The following is a 19,913-nucleotide window of genomic DNA, read 5'->3' on the forward strand; positions in this document are numbered from 1 at the left end:
CGCCGGGCCTGATCGACATGCGCGCCTTCGTCGGCGAGCCCGGCGCCGAGCACCGCGAGACCCTGGCGAGCGCCAGCGCCGCGGCGGCGGCCGGCGGGGTCACGACGCTGGTCTGCATGCCGGACACCAATCCGGTGATCGACGGGCCGGCGATCGTCGACTTCGTGCTGCGCCGCGCCCGCGACACGGCCTGCGTCAACGTCCTGCCGGCGGCGGCGATCACCAAGGGGCTTGCCGGCCACGAGATGACCGAGTTCGGCCTGCTCCAGGAAGCCGGCGCCGTCGCCTTCACCGACGGGCTCCGCGCCGTGACGCACGCGCAGGTGATGCGGCGGGCGATGACCTACGCCCGCGACTTCGGCGCGCTGCTGATGCAGCACGTCGAGGAGCCCGACCTCGTCGGCGAGGGCGTGATGAACGAGGGCGAGCTGGCCTCGCGGCTCGGGCTGATGGGCATCCCGCGCGAGGCCGAGACGATGATGCTGGAGCGCGACCTCCGCCTCGTCCGCCTCACCGGCGCGCGCTACCACGCGGCGATGATCTCCTGCGCCGACTCGGTCGAGATCGTGCGCCGGGCCAAGCACGACGGATTGCCGGTGACCTGCGGCGCCTCGATCAACAACCTCGTCCTGAACGAGGGCGACATCGGGCACTACCGCACCTTCTGCAAGCTTTCGCCGCCCTTGCGCGGCGAGGCCGACCGGCAGGCGCTGGCGGCGGCGCTGAACGAGGGCGTGATCGACGTCGTCGTCTCCGATCACAACCCGCAGGACGTCGAGACCAAGCGCCTGCCCTTCGCCGAGGCCGCCGACGGCGCGCTCGGGATCGAGACCCTGCTCGGCGCCGCGCTCCGCCTCGTGCGCGCCGGCGACGTCACGCTCGCGCGCCTGCTCGCGGCGCTGTCGGCGAATCCGGGGCGCATCCTCGGGCGCGAATCCGGTCGGCTCGCGGTCGGCGCCCCGGCCGACCTCGTGCTGATCGATCCGGACGTGCCCTACGTGCTCGACAAGCGGACCCTGAAGTCGCGCTCGAAGAACTCGCCGTTCGACGAGGCGCGGATGCAGGGCGCCGCGGTGCTGACGCTCGTCGGCGGCCGGATCGTCCACCGCTCGGCCGACCTCGCGGGGGCCGCATGAGCGCGCTGTCGGACATGGCCTGGCCGGTCGTCCTCGGCTGCCTGGCGCTCGGCTACGCCCTCGGCTCGATCCCGTTCGGGCTCGTCTTCACGCGGCTTGCCGGCCTCGGCGACGTGCGGGCGATCGGGTCGGGCAACATCGGCGCGACCAACGTGCTGCGCACCGGCCGCAAGGGGCTCGCCGCCGCGACGCTGCTCGGCGACGCCCTGAAAGGCACCGCGGCGGTGCTGATCGCGCAGCGGTTCGGCGAAGGGACCGGCGCGTGGCCGGCGCTCGCGGCCGGGCTCGGCGCCTTCCTCGGGCATCTCTTCCCGGTCTGGCTCGGGTTCAGGGGCGGCAAGGGCGTCGCGACCTTCCTCGGGGTGCTGCTCGCCCTGAGCCCGCCGGCGCTGCTCGCCTTCGCGGCGATCTGGCTCGGCCTCGCCTTCGCCCTGCGCTACTCGTCGCTCGCGGCGCTCGCAGCCTCGGCCGCGACCCCTATCATTCTGTGGGCCTTGAACGATCCGGCGCGCGCGGGCCTCTTCCTCGTCCTCGGCCTGCTGCTATGGTGGAAGCACGCGCCCAACATCCGCCGGCTGGTCGACGGCACCGAGGGACGGATCGGTCAGAAGGGCTGAGACCCCTTCGGGGGAAGGCCCGTGCAGCTCACCGACGCACAAAGGCTCGACTGGCTCCGCCTGATCCGAACCGAAGGGGTCGGGCCGCGCACGTTCCGCAGCCTGATCAACCGCTTCGGCGGCGCGGCCGGCGCCCTCGCGGCCCTGCCGGACCTGACCGCGCGCCGGGGACGGCGCGTCGTGCCGCCGGCGCGGGCCGAGGCCGAGGCGGAAATCGCGGCAGCGTGCCGCCTCGGTGCCCGCATCGTCGCGATGGGCGAGGCGGGCTACCCGAAGATCCTTCAGGCGGCCGATTCCGCGCCGCCCCTCGTCGCGGTGCGCGGATCCGCCGACGCGCTTTCAAGGCCGGCGGTGGCGATCGTCGGCTCGCGCAACGCCTCGGCCGCCGGGCTCGCCTTCACCGAGCGGCTGGCGCGCGGTCTCGGCGAAGCGGGGCTCGTCGTCGTCTCCGGCCTGGCCCGCGGGATCGACGCCCGCGCGCACAAGGCGTCCGCCGCGACCGGCACCGTCGCGGTGCTCGCGGGCGGCCACGACAAGATCTATCCGGCCAACCATGCCGGCCTCGTCGAGGCGATCCTGGAGGCGGGCGGGGCGGTGATCGCCGAGATGCCGATGGGCTGGGTGCCGCGCGGGCGCGACTTCCCGAGGCGCAACCGCATCATTTCGGGGCTGGCCTACGGCACCGTGGTGGTCGAGGCGGCACGCCGTTCGGGCTCGCTGATCACCGCGCGCTTCGCCCTCGAGCAGGGTCGCGAGGTCTTCGCGGTGCCGGGCTCTCCGCTCGACCCGCGGGCGGAGGGCACCAACGACCTGATCCGACAGGGGGCGACGCTCGTCGCCGAGGTCGAGCACGTCCTCGCCGCAATCGCACCGCTGATCGAGCGCGGCGACGACCCCGACCGGGTGCCGGCGCTCCCGCGACCGGACCTCGCCGACCAGCCGGACTTCTGGGACGAGATCGACCTCGATGACGGCGCCGCGCCGATGCCGGCTGCGCCGTTCGAGGCGCCGGAACCGGCAGAGCCGGTGGGCGACCGGGAGACGCTCGTCGCCGCGCTCAGCCCGACGCCGGTCGGCACGGACGAGCTTGCGCGTGCCACCGGGCTCTCCGTGCGCCGCGTCCAGACCACGCTGCTCGAGCTCGAACTCGACGGGCGGATCGAGCGGCACGGCAGCGGGATGGTGTCGCTGATCGGCTGAGCCGCGGCCGGCGAGACGCGCGCAAGCGCTCAGAACGAGTCGTCGTCCTCGGACTCGACCAGCCCCCGCATCCGGTCGAGGCAGCCCTGCAGGATGTAGGCGGCGGCGAGCTTGTCGACGAGCGCGCCGCGCTTGGCCCGCGAGGTGTCGGCCGCGATCAGCGCACGCGTGACGACGGCGGTCGAGAGGCGCTCGTCGTAGAACAGGACCGGCAGGTCGAGGAGCGGCTTGAGGTTGCGCACGAACGAGCGCGTCGATTGCACCCGCACGCCCTCGCTGCCGTCCATGTTGAGCGGCAGCCCGATCACCAGCCCGCCGACCGCGTGCTGCTCGCAGAGGAAGCGCAGCCGCGCGACGTCGGGCGTGAACTTCAACCGCTTGATCGTCTCCAGAGGCGACGCGATCTGGCGGCCGAGATCCGACAGGGCGAGCCCGATCGTCTTGGTGCCGAGATCGATGCCGATCAGCCGGGGCGCGCCGCGCGAGGCCTCGGCGAAGGCGCGTAACGTGTCCTCGTCCATCGTATCCCGTTCCGCTCGCGCCCTATGCCGGCTCGCCGGGCGGGCTCGCCTCGCCAGCCCGCGCCAGCACCGCCGCCTCGATGCCCTCGAAGGTCGAGGCCAGCGGCGGGGTGCCGTCGCCGAGCACGTCGAGGATCGTCAGGCCCTGCGTGCGCCGGAAGAACGCGTCGAGGCTGTCGCCGCCGAAGCGGACGGTTTCGAGATCCGCGGCCATCACCCAGATCGGGTACTCGCCCGCGCCGGCGACGTCCCAGAACAGGAAGCTGCCGTCCTCGCCCTCGCCGAAGAAGCAGGCGCGTGCGAGCCGCGACAGGTCGCCGTCCTCGATCGCGAACCAGTGCGGCGCGTCGGCGGCCGAGAGCGCCGCGATCGCCGCGTTGATGCTGTCGGCGATGATCTCCGCCCGCGTCACCAGGTCGGCCGCCGGGTAGGGCAGGGGCGTGGCGATCCGGAAATGGCCGTTGGCGAGGCCGGCGCCGCAGTCACGGCAGAAGCTGCGATACGATTCGGGCAGCGCGAAGCCGAGTTCGGCCTCCGCCCGCGCGATCTCGGCGTCGCTCGAGCGTGCGCCCGGATGAAGCCGCTCGAACACCGTGTTCCACATCGCGCTCATGCTCCATCCACAGCCGTTAACCGCGTCGCGAGTTTGCCGTGGCCGACAACGCAGCGCTTCCCTCATAACGATGGTTAAGGTTTCGTTAAGCCCGCAGCGGAGGCAATCGTGCGCGCCATCGGTTCTTTCGTCCCCCACGCGTCCCCTCCTCGCCGCCCGCTGCCGCGGCGGCACAAGGTGATGCTGCTCGTCGCCTTCGAGGTCCTGGTGCTCGGCTTCTCCCTGGCCGCGTGCTTCCCGATCCGCCCGGCCGGCATCGTGGTCGAGACGACGGTGACGCCGAACCACGTCGTCACCTGACGCCCCGGCGCGTTGCGGCGTCGCGAAGCCCGGTGCTATAGCGCCCGGACCGTCGAGGGACCGGGCCGACGCGGCGCATCTCCGCCGCGGCGCGCCGGGTCCTTCGGGACGAACAGCCGAGACGAACAGGCAGCATGTCGGTCGACGAGAAGACAGTCCGGCGCATCGCGCATCTGGCCCGCATCGCGGTCGCCGAAGACGAGGTCGCGCCGCTGCAGGGCGAGCTGAACGCCATCCTCGCCTTCGTCGAGCAGCTCGGTGCGGTCGACGTGACCGGCGTCGAGGCGATGACCTCGGTGACGCCGATGGCGATGAAGAAGCGCAAGGACGTGGTCACCGACGGCGGCGGCGCGGTCGACGTCGTCGCCAACGCGCCTGAGACGGAGGACCACTACTTCCTGGTCCCGAAAGTCGTCGAGTAGGCGCCCCTTCCGCGAAGGACGCCTGCCGCGCCCGCCGGCCCCGCCCGACGGAACGCCCCCGACCCGCATCGCGGCCGAACGGCCGAGGACGAACAGCGTGACAGACCTCAACGAACTCAGCCTCGCCGAGGCGCGCGACGGCCTGAAGGCCAAAACCTTCTCCGCCCGCGAGATCGCGCAGGCGCACATCGCGGCGCTGGAGAAGGCGCGGGTCCTCAACGCCTACCTGCTGGAGACGCCCGACCGCGCCCTGACGATGGCGGACGCCTCCGACGCGAAGATCGCCAAGGGCGAGGCCGGCCCGCTCGAAGGGCTGCCGCTCGGCATCAAGGACCTGTTCTGCACCGAGGGCGTCGTCACGACCGCGGGCTCCAGGATCCTCGAGACCTTCGAGCCGCACTACGAATCCGCCGTCTCGGCCAACCTCTGGCGCGACGGCGCGGTGATGCTGGGCAAGCTCAACCTCGACGAGTTCGCGATGGGCTCCTCGAACGAGACCAGCGCCTACGGCGACGTGATCTCGCCGTGGCGCCGACAGGAAAACGGCGTCCTCTCCGACGCCAAGATCGTCCCGGGCGGCTCGTCGGGCGGCTCGGCGGCGGCGGTCGCCGCGCATCTCTGCCTCGGCGCCACCGCGACCGACACCGGCGGCTCGATCCGGCAGCCGGCCGCCTTCACGGGCACCGTCGGCATCAAGCCGACCTACGGCCGCGTCTCGCGCTGGGGCACGGTGGCCTTCGCCTCCTCCCTCGACCAGGCCGGCCCGATCGCCCGCACGGTGCGCGACTGCGCGATCCTGCTCGGCTCGATGGCCGGCCCGGACGCGCGCGACACCACCTGCGTCGACCTCCCGGTGCCGGATTTCGAGGCCGCGGTCTCGCGCGGGGTGAAGGGCCTGACCATCGGCATTCCGAAGGAGTATCGGGTCGAGGGCATGCCCAGCGAGATCCAGAAGCTCTGGGACGACGGCGCCGCCTGGCTGAAGGATGCCGGCGCGACGATCCGCGAGATCTCGCTGCCCCACACCAAGCTGGCGTTGCCGGCCTACTACATCGTCGCGCCGGCCGAGGCCTCCTCGAACCTCGCCCGCTACGACGGCGTGCGCTACGGCCTGCGGGTGCCCGGCAAGGACATCGCCGCGATGTATGAGAACACCCGCGCGGCGGGGTTCGGCCGCGAGGTCAAGCGCCGGATCATGATCGGCACCTACGTGCTCTCGGCCGGCTACTACGACGCCTACTACGTCCGCGCCCAGAAGATCCGCACGCTGATCAAGCGCGACTTCGAGGAGGCCTACGCGGCCGGTGTCGACGCGATCCTGACGCCGGCGACGCCGTCCGCCGCCTTCGGCATCGGCGAGAAGGCCTCGGCCGACCCGGTCGAGATGTACCTCAACGACGTCTTCACCGTGACGGTGAACATGGCCGGTCTTCCCGGCATCGCGGTGCCGGCCGGCCTCGACGGCCAGGGCCTGCCGCTCGGGCTCCAGCTCATCGGCCGCCCCTTCGACGAGGAGACCCTGTTCGCCACCGCCGAGGTGATCGAGCGCGCCGCCGGACGCACGGTCCTGCCGAAGGCCTGGTGGTGACGGTCCCCTACTATCCCTGGACGGTCTGGATCTGGGCCGGGTTCGACCCGGTCCTGATCGCGGTCTGCCTCTATCTCGGCTGGTCGGCCGATCAGTTCGGCAAGCTGTTCGTCGCGGTCATCGCCGGCTTCGTCGCCGCGGTGCTGTTCTCCTGGGCGGTCACCGCGATCGGCATCCCGTGGCCGGCGCCGGTCAGCCACGACGGGCCGACCTTCTTCCCGGTGCGGGTGGGCGCGGCCATCCTGTGGTCGATCCTCGGCTTCACCGCCCGGCGGATCCTGCGGCCGCACGCGCCTTGACCGGTCCCCGCACCGCCACGACACTCCGCGGCGCCCCGGCGCCCCGTTGCATGAAAGTCCGAGCATGACGGCTCCCGTGAACCCCAAGAAGCTCATCAAGGGCGCCGAGCACGACTGGGAGGTGGTGATCGGCATGGAGATCCACGCCCAGGTCACCAGCCGCTCGAAGCTGTTCTCCGGCGCCTCCACCGAGTTCGGGGCCGAGCCGAACGACCACGTCTCGCTGGTCGATGCGGCGATGCCCGGCATGCTGCCGGTGATCAACGAGGAATGCGTGGCCCAGGCGGTGCGCACCGGCCTCGGCCTGAAGGCGCGGATCAATCACCGCTCGGTGTTCGACCGGAAGAACTACTTCTACCCGGACCTGCCGCAGGGCTACCAGATCTCGCAGTACAAGGACCCGATCGTCGGCGAGGGCGAGGTCGTCGTCGACCTGCTCGACGGCGAGTCGATCACCGTCGGTATCGAGCGGCTGCACCTCGAGCAGGATGCCGGAAAGTCGCTGCACGACCAGAACCCGACCCAGAGCTTCGTCGACCTCAACCGCTCCGGCGTCGCGCTGATGGAGATCGTCTCGCGGCCGGACCTGCGCTCCTCCGAGGAGGCCCGCGCCTACGTGACCAAGCTGCGCACCATCCTGCGCTACCTCGGCACCTGCGACGGCGACATGGAGAAGGGCAGCTTGCGCGCCGACGTGAACGTCTCGGTGCGCCGTCCCGGCCAGCCGCTCGGCACCCGCTGCGAGATCAAGAACGTCAACTCGATCCGCTTCATCGGCCAGGCGATCGAGTCGGAGGCGCGGCGCCAGATCGCGATCATCGAGGATGGCGGCACGATCTCCCAGGAGACCCGCCTGTACGATCCGGCCAAGGGTGAGACCCGCTCGATGCGCTCCAAGGAAGAGGCGCACGACTACCGCTACTTCCCCGATCCGGACCTGCTGCCGCTCGAGTTCGACCAGGCTTACGTCGACGCCCTCGCCGAGGGCCTGCCCGAGCTGCCGGACGCCAAGAAGGCGCGCTTCGTCGCCGATTTCGGGCTCAGCGCCTACGACGCCAACGTGCTCGTGGCCGAGCGGGCGTCGGCCGACTACTACGAGGCGGTGGCGCGCGGGCGCGACGGCAAGGCGGCCGCGAACTGGGTGATCAACGAGCTGTTCGGCCGCCTCAACAAGGAAGGCCTCGGCATCGACGCGACGCCGGTCTCCGCCGACCAGCTCGGCCGGATCATCGACCTGATCGGCGAGGGCGTCATCTCGGGTAAGATCGCCAAGGACCTGTTCGAGATCGTCTGGACGGAAGGCGGAGACCCGCGCGCGGTCGTCGAGGCCCGCGGCATGAAGCAGGTCACCGATACCGGCGCGATCGAGGCGGCGGTCGACGACATCATCGCCAAGAACCCCGACAAGGTTCAGCAGGCGAAGGAGAAGCCGACGCTGCTCGGCTGGTTCGTCGGCCAGACCATGAAGGCCACCGGCGGCAAGGCGAACCCGGCGGCGGTCAACGCCCTGCTCAAGAGCAAGCTCGGGATCGAGTAGAATCTGAGAACCGGGCGCAAGCGGCCGAGCCGGGGCATTTCGCGCATTCGAAGGCGAGCCGTGCCGGCCGCTTCTGCGCCCATGAGGCCGCTTCCGTCCGTCGTCCGTCTGATGCCGCTGGACCTCGGGCCGAACGGGTCACGAAGTCGTCGTGGCGGCGTCGCGCTGCGGTGAAGTCATGCTCGTCTCCTCCTGCCTGCTCCGGCGGAAGGCTCACCCCACCGGTCGGCCTCGGCTTCGCCATCGGCGAAGCACGGAGATAGACTGATCCCGACAGACCACGACGTCAAGCGTGCATTTCGGCTGCTCTTTCCAGTCTTCGCATGTGCGAATAGTCGATCGCACCGCAAAAGATTGCCTGGACGATGAAGGGCGATCTCTCGATGCGTCGCGACATCGATCGGGTCGGCGTCGCAAGCTCTGCGAGATCCTTGGGATCGACCGGTCCTACGGCCCGGCGCTCATGTTGTTCTCGACCATGTGGGGCACGGCGCGATCGAACGATTCGTCGGTGTTGCCGCGCAGGTCGACGCTGTAGGCCTGCTTCGGCGCGTCGTCGGCGACCGGCTTCACGTAGACATCGAGGTCGAGGATCAGGTTCGAGACCTTCTGGACCTCGCCGGTGATCGCGGTGTCGGCCCCGAGCCTTTTCGCGACGGTGACGGCGCAGCCGTTGCAGGGACGCAGGTCCGCTCTCCTGGCGACCTCCTCGTGGTCCGGCTCGGCCGAGACCACCGTGAACAGGCCCTTGTTCTGCAGAAGGTCGCGAAACTCGGTGCCGATGCGCTTCAGGCGCCCCGTCTCGGCCGCGTCGGGGGCGACGGGCGACAGGTTCGCGAACTGGACGTCGAACACCGCCGCCTTGGCAGGCGCGGCCCGGGAGCCGGGTGCGGCCAGCGCCAGCCCGGCGACGGTGATCAGGGCGTGCAGGGGGCGGCGTGTCATGGCGTTCCTCGCGAGCCCGCGCATCCGGGTGCGCCGGTACAGGGACAACGCGGCAGGCCGCAATTCTCTGCAACACGCCCTCGCCGGCTCGGACGGCGCATCCTCAGCGCTTCCCGGCCTCCGCCTCCCGGGTCGGCGCTGGCTCGCCGGTGATGCGCCGGCGCAGATCCATGAACCAGGCCGGCGGCGGCGTGCCGCCCTCGCCGACGACGACCGTCGCGGTCATGCCGGCGACCAGGGGAACGCCCGGCGGCACGTGGCCGATGCGTATCCGCACCGGCACCCGCTGCGCCAGCCGCACCCAGGTGTAGACCGGATCGACGTTGGGGAGGCCCTGCGTGCTCGGTGCCGCATTCGCGGTGGAGATGCCCTGCGTGATGCTCTCGACCGTGCCGCGCAGGTGCCCGGAATAGCCCATCAGCGCCATCTCGGCCGGGTCGCCGACATGGATGTTCTCCATCTTGGTCTCCTCGAAATACCCGTCGACCCAGAACGAGTCCGTGTCGATCACCGAGATGTTCGAGGTGCCCGTCGAGGCGTAGTCGCCGGTGCGCAGCAGCAGGTTGGTCACCCGGCCGTTGACGGTGGACTTCACCTGGGTGCGCGCGAGGTTGGTCTTGGCCTGCGACAGCTGCGCCTTGGCGGTCTCCAAGGCCGCCTCGGCGATCTTGGCGGTGCCCGCGTATTGCTGCTTCTCCTCGACGGAGGTCGAGACCGTGGTCAGCGCCTGCCGCCGCGCCGACTGGGCGTTCTTGACGGAAAGGTCGGCCTCGCGGTTCTTCACCTCGGCCTCGGCCGAGGCGACGTTCACCTCGAAGTCGAACGGATCGATCACGTAGAGAACGTCGCCGCGCTTCACGGTCTGGTTGTCGCCGACGCGAAGCTCGACGATCTGCCCCGACACCTGCGGCGCGATGCTGGCAACCTGGACCCGCACCCGCCCGTCGCGCGTCCACGGTGCGGTGACGTAGTACGACCAGACCACCGCCGCGGCGAGGAACGCGAGCAGCAGGATCACCCCGGTCGCGGCGAGCCGGAAGACCTTTCCGATGCGCCCGCGCCGGGCACGGGCCGGGCGGTCGTCGGCGAGCGCCGGCGGGTCGGCGCGCGTCGCGTCCGCGCGATCGGCCGTCGAGGCCTTGGGGTCGTCCTCGTCGGCCATCACAGCAACACGATCAGGAGGGCGAGCACGCAGACGTAGATCCCGGCCTCGGCGAGCGGCGGGTTGGCGACGTAGCGGCTGAAGCGGATGCGCGCGAAGACGAAGCGTAGCGCGATCAGGATCGCGAAGGCGCCGAGCGCATAGGCGACGAAGGGCGAGACCAGGATCCCGCCGATTTGCAGTTCGTGACGCATCGTCGCCTTCCGGGACCCCTTCGTTTCAAAAACCGGGCATGTCGAGGCGCACGAGGAAGCGCCGATGACGCTCGATAACGCGTGCGGCGGCCACCAGGTCGGTCGCCGCGCGCGCGACCGTCATGCGCGTGCCGCGCTCGTGATCGGCGGCGGCGCGGAGGAGGTCGCGGGCCGCGTCCTGCAGGCGCCAGGCATCGCCGCGCGCCAAAGCCTCGCGGCCCTTCGCGACGGGGGCACGCATCGCCGCGGTGCCGGTCAGCAGCCGCATCTGAGCGTGCGCACGCGCCGCCGCGGATTCGAGCTGAGACAGGGCGAAGGCGTGCACCATCGCCATGTGCCGCACGGCGCGGCTGCCGGAGGTGTATCCGGCGAACTGGAACAAGCGGTCGGCGTTCAGGCTGGTCCGCGTGGTCGCGTCGCCGCCTTCGCCCGCCAGCGCTTCCGCCAGGGCGCGCTTGGCGGAATCGAGGGCAAAGGCGCGATGCTGCGAGGCCGAGATCGGCAGCACCAGCCGGACGGCGAGGAACAGGATGACCGCGGAGGCCATCACCAGCACCGCGTTCATCAGGAAGGTCTGCGGGTCGTAGCTCTGCGGGTTCTCGGGCGCGATCAGCACGGGCGTGAACACCAGCGCGATGAAGCCGATGCCGAAGGTGGACGGGTTCAGCGACAGGAAGCAGGCGACGAACACCGGCACGATCATCGCGATCGCGAGCAGCGCGAAACCCTGGTTCCCGTTGAGGAAGCCGAACAGCACGATGCCGGCGAACAGCGAGGCCAGCGGCATGCCGATGAGGACGCCGACGGCGAACTTCTTCGGATCGGGCGCGGTCGAGGACAGCGCGCAGGTCGAGGCGACCTGGACCAGCGCGAACGAGGTCTGCGGCAGGCCCGAGAGGACCATGAAGGCGGCTGTGAGCCCGAAGCCGATCGCCACCCGCAACGCGGCGCGCAGGGCCACGGGGAAGTCGCGGTGGGTCGGAAGCTTAACGTCGCGCAGCGGCACGTGGCCGTCCGCGAGGGCGCGCAGGCCGTCGTCGGCGAAAGTCGCGGCGTTGACGAAGTCGAGGCAGCGCTGGAGCGCCACCAGCTCGTCCAGCGGCCGGCGCCCATCGCGGACCGCCGCATCGACGAGGTCGCGCAGGCGTGCATCGATCCGGTCGAGGCGGCCGGCATCCGGTTCGCCGACCCCGCCGGACGCGACCTCGCGGCACAGCCCGATCGCCTCCTCGACCGCCGAGCTCGGATGGCGCAGGGACGCGGCCGCGTTCGCCGCGGCACGGCTCGCCGCCGCCATCACGTAGAGCGCCGCGATGGCGCTGCGGGCGCCGGCCGCCCGGTAGGGGCCGTCGTCGAGCTCGCCGGCGATCGCGCTGGCATCCGCCCGCATCGGCGCGATCGTCCGGATCAGCGCGGCGGTCCGCAGCGCCCCGGGATCGCCCGAGGTGAACGCCTCGCGGGCGAAGGTCTTGGTGCCCGCGTAGGCCGAGGCCAGCGTCGGCAGCAACGTTCGCCACGTGCTCGGCGAGGCGAGGGCGTCGTTGATGAAGGTGATGGTGACGATCGCGACCGTGATCGCGGCCAGGCGCCCGACCGCCGCGTCGAACGTCGTCTGCGGCGCATCGATATGCGCGAGCGCGATGATCGCCACGGTGTAGCCGGACAGCATCGCGCCGTAGGCGCGGGTGTCCTGCAGGTACTGGGCGATGAAGACGCAGACCCCGATCCAAACCGCGAACGCGACCAGCAGCGTCACCCGGTCCTGCGCGAACAGCGCCATGAACACGATCGCGACGATGCCGCCGATCACGGTGCCGAGGAAGCGGTAGGCGGCCTTCGAGATCGCCTGCCCGCGCTTCGGCTGCGCCAGGATCGCCACGCCGGTGGCGGCCGACGACGCGCTGTCGAGCTGCAACCAGAACGCGGCGTAGAGCGCCAACATCATCGCCAGCCAGATCCGCAGGGCGAAGGCCCAGGCGGCCGGCTTCGGCACGATCGCGTCGAGCCGGTCGACCATCCGGCCGAGCCAGGGCGTGGTTTCGGTGGCGGCCTCGCTCATCGCGCCGGCGTGCCGGGGGCGGCCCCTGTCTCCACGGTCGCGGCGGCGTCCCGCGCCCGCCCGGCGATCCGCGCCTGCCACAGGCAGAGCAGCGGCGTGACGCCGAGCTCCATGCCGAGCGCCGCGAGCATCGTCAGCGACGGGACGCCGGTGAGCCAGAGGCCGAGCAGGCGCGCGAGCCCGCCGAGCACGACGACGAGGGTGAGGAACCGGAAGAGCCGGCCCTTCTCCTCGATCCCGGCGACGCAGGTCAGGAACAGGATGCCGATGCCCGTGAGCAGGCCGGACAGGTAGCGGAAATGGCTGTCGGCCGAGATGTCGGGCAGGCCGGCCTCCAGGCCGTTCATGCCGAAGACCACGCCATACAATCCGGTCGCGATCGGAACGATCGCCGCCACCGCCACCGTGCGCTGCAGCGCCTGTCGATCCGTCATCATCGCGTTCGGTTACGCTTGGGTACCAGAACGCACAACCCGCCGGAACGCAGGACGATCCGTCAGGCCTTCTCGCCCTTCAGGCGCTTGTTGCACTTGCTCCAGTATTGCGGCCACTTCGGACCCTGCGACACCTTCTCGGCGTCGGCCAGCGCTCGCCACTGCGCGCCGCAGGTCTTCTGGCGCTGGCGCGCCGCCATCTGCCCCGCGCTCGGGGCGGCGTCGGGCTTGGCCGCTGGCGCGGCCGGCGCGGCCATCGGCGTCTCGGTCGGCTTGGCCGGGGGCGGATCCTTGGCCAGGACCGGCTGGGCGAGGGCCAGCGGAACGGCGAAGGCGGCGATCGCGAGGAAACGGGCGAACATGACGGCGGACCCTCCGGGGCGGCACGTCGAATCGCGACGTGCGCTACCTCGCCCCACCACATCGCCAAGCTTGGCCGAGGACAAGGCCGAACGACCGAGCGGCAACAGGCGACCCGGTGATCTCTCGAAAACGTGAGCGGTGATCGGCCGCCCTTGAGTACGCGCCGAGTTCCGAGGTAGCTACCGTCGGCAGACGGGGCCCGTCGTGACGGCCGGCCGATCCGTTGGAGAGCGAAGGCAAGCGATGGCGGCCGTGACCGGCAAACCGATCGATCTCCACACTTGGAGCACGCCGAACGGCTGGAAGATCCCGATCATGCTGGAGGAGTGCGGCCTGCCGTATCGGGTCGTCCCGGTCGACATCGCCAAGGGCGAGCAGATGGCGCCCGCGTTCCTCGAAATCTCGCCGAACAACAAGATCCCGGCGATCGTCGATCACGACGGGCCGGGCGGCGAGCCGGTCTCGATCTTCGAATCCGGCGCGATCCTGCAATACCTCGGGCGCAAGACCGGCCGCTTCTATCCGGCTGACGAGCGGGCGCGCGTCGCGGTCGACGAGTGGCTGTTCTGGCAATGCGCCGGCTTCGGGCCGATGCTCGGCCAGACCCACCATTTCAAGATCTACGCGAAGGAGAAGATCCCCTACGCGATCGAGCGGTTCACCGCCGAGACCAACCGGCTCTACGGCGTGCTCGACAGGCGGCTGGCGGATCGCGAGTACCTCGCCGGGGACTACTCCATCGCCGACATGGCGACGGTGCCGTGGGCGAAGTTCACCGGCAAGCAGGGCGTCGACCTCGGCGCGCTGCCGAACGTGAAGGCGTGGCTCGACCGGGTCCTGGCACGGCCCGCCGTGCAGAGAGGCCTCTCCGCGATCTGATCAAGCGCGCCTGTTGATCGGACGCCGCCATCGACGGCGTCCGCAGGAGAGCGGTCCCGCCTACTTGGCGGCGGGCTTGGCCGGCTTCTGCGGCGCCGGCTCGGCGCCGACATTCGCGGCCTGCTGGTTCACGTCCGGCACCTTGGTCCAGGTCTGCGAGCCGCACAGCACCTTGAGCAGGCAGCCCGAGACCGACAGCTCCGAGGCGTTCTCGCGCTCGAGGCTGACCTGATAGATCTTGCCTTCCTCGATGTTGTAGATGCTGCCGGAGAACTTCGCCTCGTCCGGCTGCAGGCCCTCGATCAGCGGCAGGCCGAGTACGGGGCGCGAGCGCTTCTTCGGATCGGGGTTCTTGATGTCGGTGCGCGGCGCGCCGGCTTCCGTGGTGGCGACCTTGAGCCACACCACCTTGCCGCAGACCTGAGCCTGGCCGGCGCCGCAGCGGTCGATGCGGATCTTCGCGCGGCCGTCCTCGGTCAGCCAGGTGCCGGAGGGATCCTTGCTCGACTGGGCGTGGGCCGAGGCGATGCCGGCGAGGAGGAGGGTGGCGGCGAGGGCGAGACGCATGCAGGTAGCTCCGAAGCTGGCGCCTGACGGCGCGGGGCGGGTGGAGTTCGTGAGATCACTCAGCCACCGCATTCGGGCGATTTTTCGGCAGTGTTGCAGCGTTGCCATGGCCAAGCATCGTGCAGGCTCGGGTTGAGGGTGTCCGGCGCCCTCGCTATAAGCCCGGCGCCAAAGCGTTTTTCGCGACGCGCTTGCTGGCGTTTTTTATTTTCATCCGAAGCGGACTGACCATGGCCACCGAGCGCACCTTCTCCATCCTCAAGCCCGACGCGACCAAGCGGAACCTCACCGGCGCCGTCAACGCGGTCATCGAGAAGGCGGGCCTGCGGATCGTCGGCCAGCGCCGCATCCAGATGAGCCAGGCCCAGGCCGAGAAGTTCTACGAGATCCACAAGGAGCGCCCGTTCTTCGGCGAGCTCGTGACCTTCATGACCTCGGGCCCGGTGGTGGTTCAGGTGCTCGAGGGCGAGAACGCCGTCGCGAAGTACCGTGAGGTGATGGGTGCGACGAACCCGGCCCAGGCCGCCGAGGGCACCATCCGCAAGACCTTCTCGGAATCGGTCGGCGAGAACACCGTCCACGGCTCGGACAGCGCCGACAACGCCAAGATGGAAATCGCGCAGTTCTTCCAGGATTCCGACATCGTCGGCTGAGGAACGCGGGAACCGCGTGCCCGAGGGTGGTCGCCGGAACACACCGGGGACGCCTTCGGCTCGGTAGAACGCCACATCGCCCGGAATGGAGGGCGGTGTGGCCGCACCGTCATTGACGAAGCAGGCGGCCAGAGAGTCCAACGGCGTCGGATTTCCAGATCTCGCCAATGGACCTGCCATGACGACCCGCCGCCTGTCCCTGATCGCCGCCGGCCTGCTCTCGCTCGCCGCGACCGCCGCCCTCGCCAGCGGGTCCTCCGCGCCGTTCGATCAGTACCAGCCCGACCCGGCGCTGCGCACGGTGCCGAAGGCCAACCTCGAAGGCCGCGTGCGTCACGCCTGCGCCGTGGTCCAGGCCCGCATCACCAACGCGCCGGAAGCCTCGCTGGAGCGCCCCTGCGGCTGCTACGCGAAGCAGACCATGCGCTCGCTCGACGAGTCCGAGATCGAGGCCTACCGCGCCACCGGCTACTTCAACGATTCCGCCCGCGCCAAGGCGCTGAACGCACTGGATTCGTGCAAGCTGCAGCGGCCGGTCTAGAAACAAGTACGAGGCCTTCCCTCTCCCCTCTGCGGGGAGGGAAGGCGCGGAACGCTACAGGCTCAGCAGGGCCGCGTCGGCCGCGCCGCGATCGTCGTCGATCACGACGCGCTCGCCCTCCAACCGGGCACGCCCCCCAGCCACCAGCGCGAGCGCTGCCGGGTAGAGCCTGTGCTCCTGCACGATCACCCGCGCCGCGAGGCTGTCGGGATCGTCGCCCGAACGCACCGGGACCGCCGCCTGCGCCACGATCGGGCCGGCATCGAGTTCCGGCACCACGTAATGCACCGTGCAGCCGTGGAGGCGGACGCCGGCGGCGAGCGCCTGCGCGTGGGTGTGCGTGCCCTTGAACAGCGGCAGCAGGGACGGGTGGATGTTGATCATCCGCCCGGCCCAGGCCTCGGCGAAGCCCGCCGAGAAGATCCGCATGAAGCCTGCGAGGCACACCAGCTCGACGCCGGCCGCGCGCAGCTCGGCGTCGAGCGCGGCGTCGAAGGTCGCGCGGTCGGAGAACGTGGTGTGGTCGATCGCGTGCGCCGGGATGCCGACGGAACGCGCATGGGCGAGGCCGCCGGCCTCCGGCCGGTTCGAGAGCACCAGCACGATCTCGGCCGGGTAATCCGGCGCCTTCGCCGCCTCGATCAGCGAGACCATGTTCGAGCCGCGGCCCGAGATCAGGATCGCGACGCGCGTTCTGGGCTTCGCCGCCATCAAAGCGCGAGGCGTCCGGTGAACGCGACGGGCTCCGGGCCGCGGGCGGTGATCGCCCCGAGCCGCACCGGTGCCTCGCCGGCCTCGGCGAGGGCCCGAATCACCGCCCCGGCGCGGTCCTCGGCGACCACCAGCACCATGCCGATGCCGCAGTTGAAGGTGCGCAGCATCTCGGCCTCGGCGACGCCGCCCTCTCGCGCGAGCCAGCCGAAGACCGGCGGCGGGCGGACCGCGTCGAGGTCGATCGTGATGCCGACGTCGTCGGGCAGGACGCGGGGCAGGTTGTCCGGGAAGCCGCCGCCGGTGATGTGGGCGAGCGCCTTGATCCCGTCGGTCGCCTTCAGCACCGCGAGCAGCGGCTTCACGTAGATCCGCGTCGGCTCCAGCAACGCCTCGCCCAGCGTCCTTCCGGTGGCGAACGGCGCGGCCGCGTCCCAGGCCAGGCCGGTGCGCGCGACGATGCGGCGGACCAGCGAGAAGCCGTTCGAGTGCACGCCGGAAGAGGGCAGGCCGAGCACCGCGTCGCCGGCGCGGATGCCGGGCTTCGGCAGCAGGGTGCCGCGCTCGGCCGCGCCGACCGAGAACCCGGCGAGGTCGTAGTCTGCGCCGTCGTAGAGGCCCGGCATCTCGGCGGTCTCGCCGCCGATCAGGGCGCAGCCGGCCTGGCGGCAGCCCTCGGCGATGCCGCGGACGATGTCGGCGCCGACGCCCGGCACGAGCTTGCCGGTGGCGTAGTAGTCGAGGAAGAACAGCGGCTCGGCGCCCTGGACGATGATGTCGTTGACGCACATCGCCACGAGGTCGATGCCGATCGTGTCGTGCCGACCGGTCTCGATCGCGATCTTCACCTTGGTGCCGACGCCGTCGTTGGCGGCCACCAGGATCGCGTCCTTGAAGCCCGCGGCCTTGAGGTCGAACAGGCCGCCGAACCCGCCGATCTCGGCGTCGGCGCCGGGCCGGCGCGTGGCGCGCACCAGCGGCTTGATGGTCTCGACCATCGCGTTGCCGGCATCGATGTCGACGCCCGCATGCGCGTAGGTCAGCCCGTTCGTGGTCTCGGCCGTCATCGGCGTCCCGTTCCTGTGGTCCGGGGCTGCTTTAGCTGAGATTCGCGCCGACCGAACCCGTCAGGCCACAAGAAAATGACGCGCCGCGGCCGCTCCACGGCAGGGCAGGCACCGGCGGCAGCCTTGACCGTTCGGAACCGCCTTCCCACTGTCCCACGCGAGTTCGCAGGGGAGGGCGTCGATGCGCGGCAGGGCTGTGATCGGTCTGGCGGCGCTCGTCGGCCTCGGCATCGTGGTCTACCTGCTGCGGGAGGTGATGCTGCCCTTCGTGGCCGGCATCGCGCTCGCCTACCTGCTCGATCCGCTGGCCGACCGGCTCGAGCGCCTCGGCCTCGGTCGGCTGACGGCGAGCCTGCTGATCCTGGCGATGTTCGTCGCCGGCCTGATCGTATCGCTGCTGATCCTGGTGCCGCTCGCCGCCAACCAGGTCGCGGCGCTGATCAACAGCCTGCCCGGCATGATCGGGCGGCTGCAGGGCATCATCGCCGAGCGGGCCGGCCCGGTGCTGCAGCGGCTCGGCGGCGCCGACGTGGTCAACGAGCTGCAATCCTCCGTCGGGACCCTCGCGACGCAGGGCGGCGCGTGGCTGCTCGCCTTCCTCAAGTCGATCTGGTCCGGCTCGCAGGCCGTGATCTCGGTGATCTCGCTGCTGGTGGTGACGCCGGTGGTCGCGTTCTACATCCTCGTCGACTGGGACCGGATGATCGCGACGCTCGACACCTGGGTGCCGCCGCGCCACCGCACGACGGTGCGCCGGCTCGCCGCGCAGATCGATCGCGCGATCATCGGCTTCGTCCGCGGCCAGACGCTGGTCTGCCTGATCCTCGGCACCTTCTACGCGGTCGGCCTCTGGCTCGTCGGGCTGAACTTCGGCGTGCTGATCGGGCTGATCGCCGGCTTCCTCACCTTCATCCCGTATGTCGGCACGCTCACCGGCTTCCTGCTCTCGGTCGGCGTCGCGCTGGTGCAGTTCTGGCCGGGCTCGGACTGGCTGCATCTCGGGCTGACGGTGGGCGTGTTCCTCGTCGGGCAGTTCCTCGAGGGCAACGTGATCGCGCCCAAACTCGTTGGCGAATCCGTCGGCCTGCATCCGGTCTGGCTGATGTTCGCGCTGCTCGCCTTCGGCTCGCTGTTCGGCTTCCTCGGGCTGCTGCTCGCAGTGCCGGTTGCGGCCTCGATCGGCGTCGTCGTGCGCTTCGCCCTGTCGCGCTACCTGCAGAGCCGGCTCTACCACGCCGAGCAGCCGGTGCTGATCGAGGTGCCGCGGCCTTGAGCCTTGGCGCTTGACTGTCGGGCCGGCACGGTCACCCTGGGCGCCGCATGCGCGAGAACGCCCCCCCGAAGCAACTGGCCTTCGACCTGCCGCTCGATCCGCGCTACGGCCGCGAGGATTTCCTGGTCGGCACGGCCAACGAGGCCGCCTACGCGTCGATCGAGGCCTGGCCCGATTGGCCGGACACCGTGCTCGTGCTCACCGGCCCGCCGGGCAGCGGCAAGAGCCATCTCGCCTCGATCTGGGCGACGCGGGCCCATGCCTGGACCGTGCCGGCGGCCGAGGTCACGGCGGAGACCGTGACCCACTGCATCTCGAACGGCGCCCTGGTGATCGAGGACATCGACCGCCCGGGCCGCGACGAGGCCGCCCTGTTCCACCTGCTCAACCTCGCCCGCGAGCGAAAATGCCCGGTGCTGCTGACCAGCGGCGCGGTGATCGACCAGATCGGCCTGACGGTGGCCGACCTGCGCTCGCGCCTGAGGCTGGCGCCGGGCGTCGCGATCCGCGAGCCCGACGACGCGCTGCTGCGCGCCGTCATCGTCAAGCTGTTCGTCGATCGGCAGCTCGTGGTCGATCTTCGGGTGATCGACGCCGTCGCCCTGCGCATCGACCGCTCCCTCGGGCGCGCCCGCGAGGTGGTGACCGAGCTCGACCGCGACGCCCTCGGCCGCGGCCGCCGCATCACGCGGCCGCTGGCGCTCGCCGTCCTCGAACGCCTCGGGATCGCGGATGGCGGCGACGACGAGGACGACTGATCGCGATCGGTCGGACGCCGCCGGCCATCGCCGAGGAACGGGCTCGCCCGTCGCCGACCGTCACGGCAGTGTCG

Annotated in this window: 24 protein-coding genes; 13 read left to right on the forward strand and 11 right to left on the reverse strand. The window is 70.9% G+C overall.

Annotated elements, in window-relative coordinates; all coding sequences use genetic code 11:
- From pyrC to dprA, 3 genes are all read left to right on the forward strand, one after another.
- Positions 1-1,136 (forward strand): dihydroorotase (gene pyrC / locus FV230_RS05845; protein WP_147841648.1); only part of this gene is annotated, 1,136 nt, incomplete at its 5' end.
- Positions 1,133-1,753, forward strand: coding sequence for a glycerol-3-phosphate 1-O-acyltransferase PlsY (gene plsY, locus FV230_RS05850; protein ID WP_147841649.1), 621 nt, complete (start codon positions 1,133-1,135; stop codon positions 1,751-1,753). The genes pyrC and plsY, both read left to right, overlap by 4 nt.
- Positions 1,754-1,774: 21 nt before the next feature.
- Positions 1,775-2,953, forward strand: coding sequence for a DNA-processing protein DprA (gene dprA, locus FV230_RS05855; protein ID WP_147841650.1), 1,179 nt, complete (start codon positions 1,775-1,777; stop codon positions 2,951-2,953).
- A gap of 29 nt (positions 2,954-2,982) precedes the next feature.
- On the opposite strand, the gene ruvX is transcribed toward dprA, so the two are convergent.
- On the reverse strand, positions 2,983-3,474 hold the full coding sequence (gene ruvX, locus FV230_RS05860; RefSeq protein WP_147841651.1) for a Holliday junction resolvase RuvX: 492 nt from the start codon (positions 3,472-3,474) through the stop codon (positions 2,983-2,985).
- Positions 3,475-3,496: 22 nt separating this feature from the next.
- Positions 3,497-4,078 (reverse strand): SMI1/KNR4 family protein, encoded by a 582-nt coding sequence (locus tag FV230_RS05865; protein ID WP_147841671.1) that lies wholly within the window; start codon positions 4,076-4,078, stop codon positions 3,497-3,499.
- Positions 4,079-4,195: 117 nt separating this feature from the next.
- Here FV230_RS05865 and FV230_RS05870 point away from each other — a divergent pair, with 117 nt between their 5' ends.
- The 5 genes from FV230_RS05870 (at position 4,196) to gatB (ending at position 8,233) form a co-directional block, all read left to right on the forward strand.
- Positions 4,196-4,387: a hypothetical protein gene (locus FV230_RS05870; protein WP_147841652.1), complete on the forward strand. Its 192-nt coding sequence runs from the start codon at positions 4,196-4,198 to the stop codon at positions 4,385-4,387.
- 134 nt (positions 4,388-4,521) lie between these two features.
- Positions 4,522-4,809, forward strand: a complete 288-nt coding sequence (gene gatC / locus FV230_RS05875; protein ID WP_147841653.1) for an Asp-tRNA(Asn)/Glu-tRNA(Gln) amidotransferase subunit GatC — start codon at positions 4,522-4,524, stop codon at positions 4,807-4,809.
- 97 nt (positions 4,810-4,906) lie between these two features.
- Positions 4,907-6,397, forward strand: coding sequence for an Asp-tRNA(Asn)/Glu-tRNA(Gln) amidotransferase subunit GatA (gatA, locus tag FV230_RS05880; RefSeq protein ID WP_147841654.1), 1,491 nt, complete (start codon positions 4,907-4,909; stop codon positions 6,395-6,397).
- A complete protein-coding gene (locus FV230_RS05885) occupies positions 6,394-6,696 on the forward strand; it encodes a hypothetical protein (protein WP_147727685.1) in 303 nt (100 codons plus the stop codon). Before gatA ends, FV230_RS05885 begins: the two co-directional genes overlap by 4 nt.
- Positions 6,697-6,760: 64 nt before the next feature.
- Positions 6,761-8,233 carry an Asp-tRNA(Asn)/Glu-tRNA(Gln) amidotransferase subunit GatB gene (gene gatB, locus FV230_RS05890; protein WP_147841655.1) on the forward strand — a complete coding sequence of 491 codons (1,473 nt, stop codon included), beginning with the start codon at positions 6,761-6,763 and terminating at the stop codon, positions 8,231-8,233.
- A gap of 447 nt (positions 8,234-8,680) precedes the next feature.
- On the opposite strand, the gene FV230_RS05895 is transcribed toward gatB, so the two are convergent.
- The 6 genes from FV230_RS05895 to FV230_RS05920 form a co-directional block, all read right to left on the reverse strand.
- Positions 8,681-9,178 (reverse strand): DUF3280 domain-containing protein, encoded by a 498-nt coding sequence (locus FV230_RS05895; protein ID WP_147841656.1) that lies wholly within the window; start codon positions 9,176-9,178, stop codon positions 8,681-8,683.
- Positions 9,179-9,281: 103 nt separating this feature from the next.
- Positions 9,282-10,340, reverse strand: coding sequence for an HlyD family secretion protein (locus FV230_RS05900; RefSeq protein WP_147841657.1), 1,059 nt, complete (start codon positions 10,338-10,340; stop codon positions 9,282-9,284).
- Positions 10,340-10,534 carry a DUF1656 domain-containing protein gene (locus FV230_RS05905; RefSeq protein WP_147729829.1) on the reverse strand — a complete coding sequence of 65 codons (195 nt, stop codon included), beginning with the start codon at positions 10,532-10,534 and terminating at the stop codon, positions 10,340-10,342. The genes FV230_RS05900 and FV230_RS05905 overlap by 1 nt, the downstream gene beginning before the upstream one ends.
- Positions 10,535-10,559: 25 nt before the next feature.
- Positions 10,560-12,593 carry an FUSC family protein gene (locus FV230_RS05910; protein ID WP_147841658.1) on the reverse strand — a complete coding sequence of 678 codons (2,034 nt, stop codon included), beginning with the start codon at positions 12,591-12,593 and terminating at the stop codon, positions 10,560-10,562.
- On the reverse strand, positions 12,590-13,030 hold the full coding sequence (locus FV230_RS05915; protein WP_147841659.1) for a DUF4345 domain-containing protein: 441 nt from the start codon (positions 13,028-13,030) through the stop codon (positions 12,590-12,592). The genes FV230_RS05910 and FV230_RS05915 overlap by 4 nt, the downstream gene beginning before the upstream one ends.
- 59 nt (positions 13,031-13,089) lie before the next feature.
- Entirely contained in the window at positions 13,090-13,389 is a 300-nt protein-coding gene (locus FV230_RS05920) for a hypothetical protein (protein ID WP_147841660.1), read from the reverse strand.
- Between the two features lie 244 nt (positions 13,390-13,633).
- Between FV230_RS05920 and FV230_RS05925 the strand changes: the two genes are divergently transcribed.
- Positions 13,634-14,269, forward strand: a complete 636-nt coding sequence (locus FV230_RS05925) for a glutathione S-transferase N-terminal domain-containing protein (protein WP_147726084.1) — start codon at positions 13,634-13,636, stop codon at positions 14,267-14,269.
- A gap of 60 nt (positions 14,270-14,329) precedes the next feature.
- Here FV230_RS05925 and FV230_RS05930 read toward each other — a convergent pair whose 3' ends face one another.
- The gene (locus tag FV230_RS05930) at positions 14,330-14,836 is read right to left on the reverse strand and encodes a DUF2147 domain-containing protein (RefSeq protein WP_147841661.1); all 507 of its coding nucleotides are present in this window, start codon (positions 14,834-14,836) and stop codon (positions 14,330-14,332) included.
- A 230-nt stretch (positions 14,837-15,066) separates the two neighbouring features.
- Here FV230_RS05930 and ndk point away from each other — a divergent pair, with 230 nt between their 5' ends.
- A complete protein-coding gene (ndk, locus tag FV230_RS05935) occupies positions 15,067-15,489 on the forward strand; it encodes a nucleoside-diphosphate kinase (protein WP_147726086.1) in 423 nt (140 codons plus the stop codon).
- 178 nt (positions 15,490-15,667) lie between these two features.
- Positions 15,668-16,030 carry a hypothetical protein gene (locus tag FV230_RS05940; RefSeq protein ID WP_147726087.1) on the forward strand — a complete coding sequence of 121 codons (363 nt, stop codon included), beginning with the start codon at positions 15,668-15,670 and terminating at the stop codon, positions 16,028-16,030.
- A gap of 54 nt (positions 16,031-16,084) precedes the next feature.
- Here the strand turns inward: FV230_RS05940 and purN are convergent, their stop codons facing one another.
- Positions 16,085-16,741, reverse strand: coding sequence for a phosphoribosylglycinamide formyltransferase (gene purN / locus FV230_RS05945; protein ID WP_147841662.1), 657 nt, complete (start codon positions 16,739-16,741; stop codon positions 16,085-16,087).
- The gene (gene purM, locus FV230_RS05950; RefSeq protein ID WP_147841663.1) at positions 16,741-17,808 is read right to left on the reverse strand and encodes a phosphoribosylformylglycinamidine cyclo-ligase; all 1,068 of its coding nucleotides are present in this window, start codon (positions 17,806-17,808) and stop codon (positions 16,741-16,743) included. The genes purN and purM overlap by 1 nt, the downstream gene beginning before the upstream one ends.
- A 181-nt stretch (positions 17,809-17,989) precedes the next feature.
- On the opposite strand from purM, the gene FV230_RS05955 reads away from it, so the two are divergent.
- Complete coding sequence (locus FV230_RS05955; RefSeq protein WP_147726090.1) at positions 17,990-19,081, forward strand: AI-2E family transporter; 1,092 nt, start codon at positions 17,990-17,992, stop codon at positions 19,079-19,081.
- Between the two features lie 47 nt (positions 19,082-19,128).
- Entirely contained in the window at positions 19,129-19,839 is a 711-nt protein-coding gene (locus FV230_RS05960; RefSeq protein WP_147841664.1) for a hypothetical protein, read from the forward strand.
- Positions 19,840-19,913: the final 74 nt, after the last annotated feature.

It is taken from the genome of Methylobacterium sp. WL6 (assembly GCF_008040095.1).
In the GTDB taxonomy this organism is placed as follows: Bacteria; Pseudomonadota; Alphaproteobacteria; order Rhizobiales; family Beijerinckiaceae; genus Methylobacterium.

What these genes read in the sequence shown, in the direction of transcription:
- plsY (WP_147841649.1), top strand. Translation starts at nt 1,133, where the DNA reads ATGAGCGCGCTGTCGGACATGGCCTGGCCGGTCGTCCTCGGCTGCCTG.
- ruvX (WP_147841651.1), bottom strand. Translation starts at nt 3,474, where the DNA reads ATGGACGAGGACACGTTACGCGCCTTCGCCGAGGCCTCGCGCGGCGCG.
- FV230_RS05865 (WP_147841671.1), bottom strand. Translation starts at nt 4,078, where the DNA reads ATGTGGAACACGGTGTTCGAGCGGCTTCATCCGGGCGCACGCTCGAGC.
- gatC (WP_147841653.1), top strand. Translation starts at nt 4,522, where the DNA reads ATGTCGGTCGACGAGAAGACAGTCCGGCGCATCGCGCATCTGGCCCGC.
- gatB (WP_147841655.1), top strand. Translation starts at nt 6,761, where the DNA reads ATGACGGCTCCCGTGAACCCCAAGAAGCTCATCAAGGGCGCCGAGCAC.
- FV230_RS05895 (WP_147841656.1), bottom strand. Translation starts at nt 9,178, where the DNA reads ATGACACGCCGCCCCCTGCACGCCCTGATCACCGTCGCCGGGCTGGCG.
- FV230_RS05900 (WP_147841657.1), bottom strand. Translation starts at nt 10,340, where the DNA reads ATGGCCGACGAGGACGACCCCAAGGCCTCGACGGCCGATCGCGCGGAC.
- FV230_RS05905 (WP_147729829.1), bottom strand. Translation starts at nt 10,534, where the DNA reads ATGCGTCACGAACTGCAAATCGGCGGGATCCTGGTCTCGCCCTTCGTC.
- FV230_RS05910 (WP_147841658.1), bottom strand. Translation starts at nt 12,593, where the DNA reads ATGAGCGAGGCCGCCACCGAAACCACGCCCTGGCTCGGCCGGATGGTC.
- FV230_RS05915 (WP_147841659.1), bottom strand. Translation starts at nt 13,030, where the DNA reads ATGATGACGGATCGACAGGCGCTGCAGCGCACGGTGGCGGTGGCGGCG.
- FV230_RS05920 (WP_147841660.1), bottom strand. Translation starts at nt 13,389, where the DNA reads ATGTTCGCCCGTTTCCTCGCGATCGCCGCCTTCGCCGTTCCGCTGGCC.
- FV230_RS05925 (WP_147726084.1), top strand. Translation starts at nt 13,634, where the DNA reads ATGGCGGCCGTGACCGGCAAACCGATCGATCTCCACACTTGGAGCACG.
- FV230_RS05930 (WP_147841661.1), bottom strand. Translation starts at nt 14,836, where the DNA reads ATGCGTCTCGCCCTCGCCGCCACCCTCCTCCTCGCCGGCATCGCCTCG.
- ndk (WP_147726086.1), top strand. Translation starts at nt 15,067, where the DNA reads ATGGCCACCGAGCGCACCTTCTCCATCCTCAAGCCCGACGCGACCAAG.
- FV230_RS05940 (WP_147726087.1), top strand. Translation starts at nt 15,668, where the DNA reads ATGACGACCCGCCGCCTGTCCCTGATCGCCGCCGGCCTGCTCTCGCTC.
- purN (WP_147841662.1), bottom strand. Translation starts at nt 16,741, where the DNA reads ATGGCGGCGAAGCCCAGAACGCGCGTCGCGATCCTGATCTCGGGCCGC.
- purM (WP_147841663.1), bottom strand. Translation starts at nt 17,808, where the DNA reads ATGACGGCCGAGACCACGAACGGGCTGACCTACGCGCATGCGGGCGTC.
- FV230_RS05955 (WP_147726090.1), top strand. Translation starts at nt 17,990, where the DNA reads ATGCGCGGCAGGGCTGTGATCGGTCTGGCGGCGCTCGTCGGCCTCGGC.
- FV230_RS05960 (WP_147841664.1), top strand. Translation starts at nt 19,129, where the DNA reads ATGCGCGAGAACGCCCCCCCGAAGCAACTGGCCTTCGACCTGCCGCTC.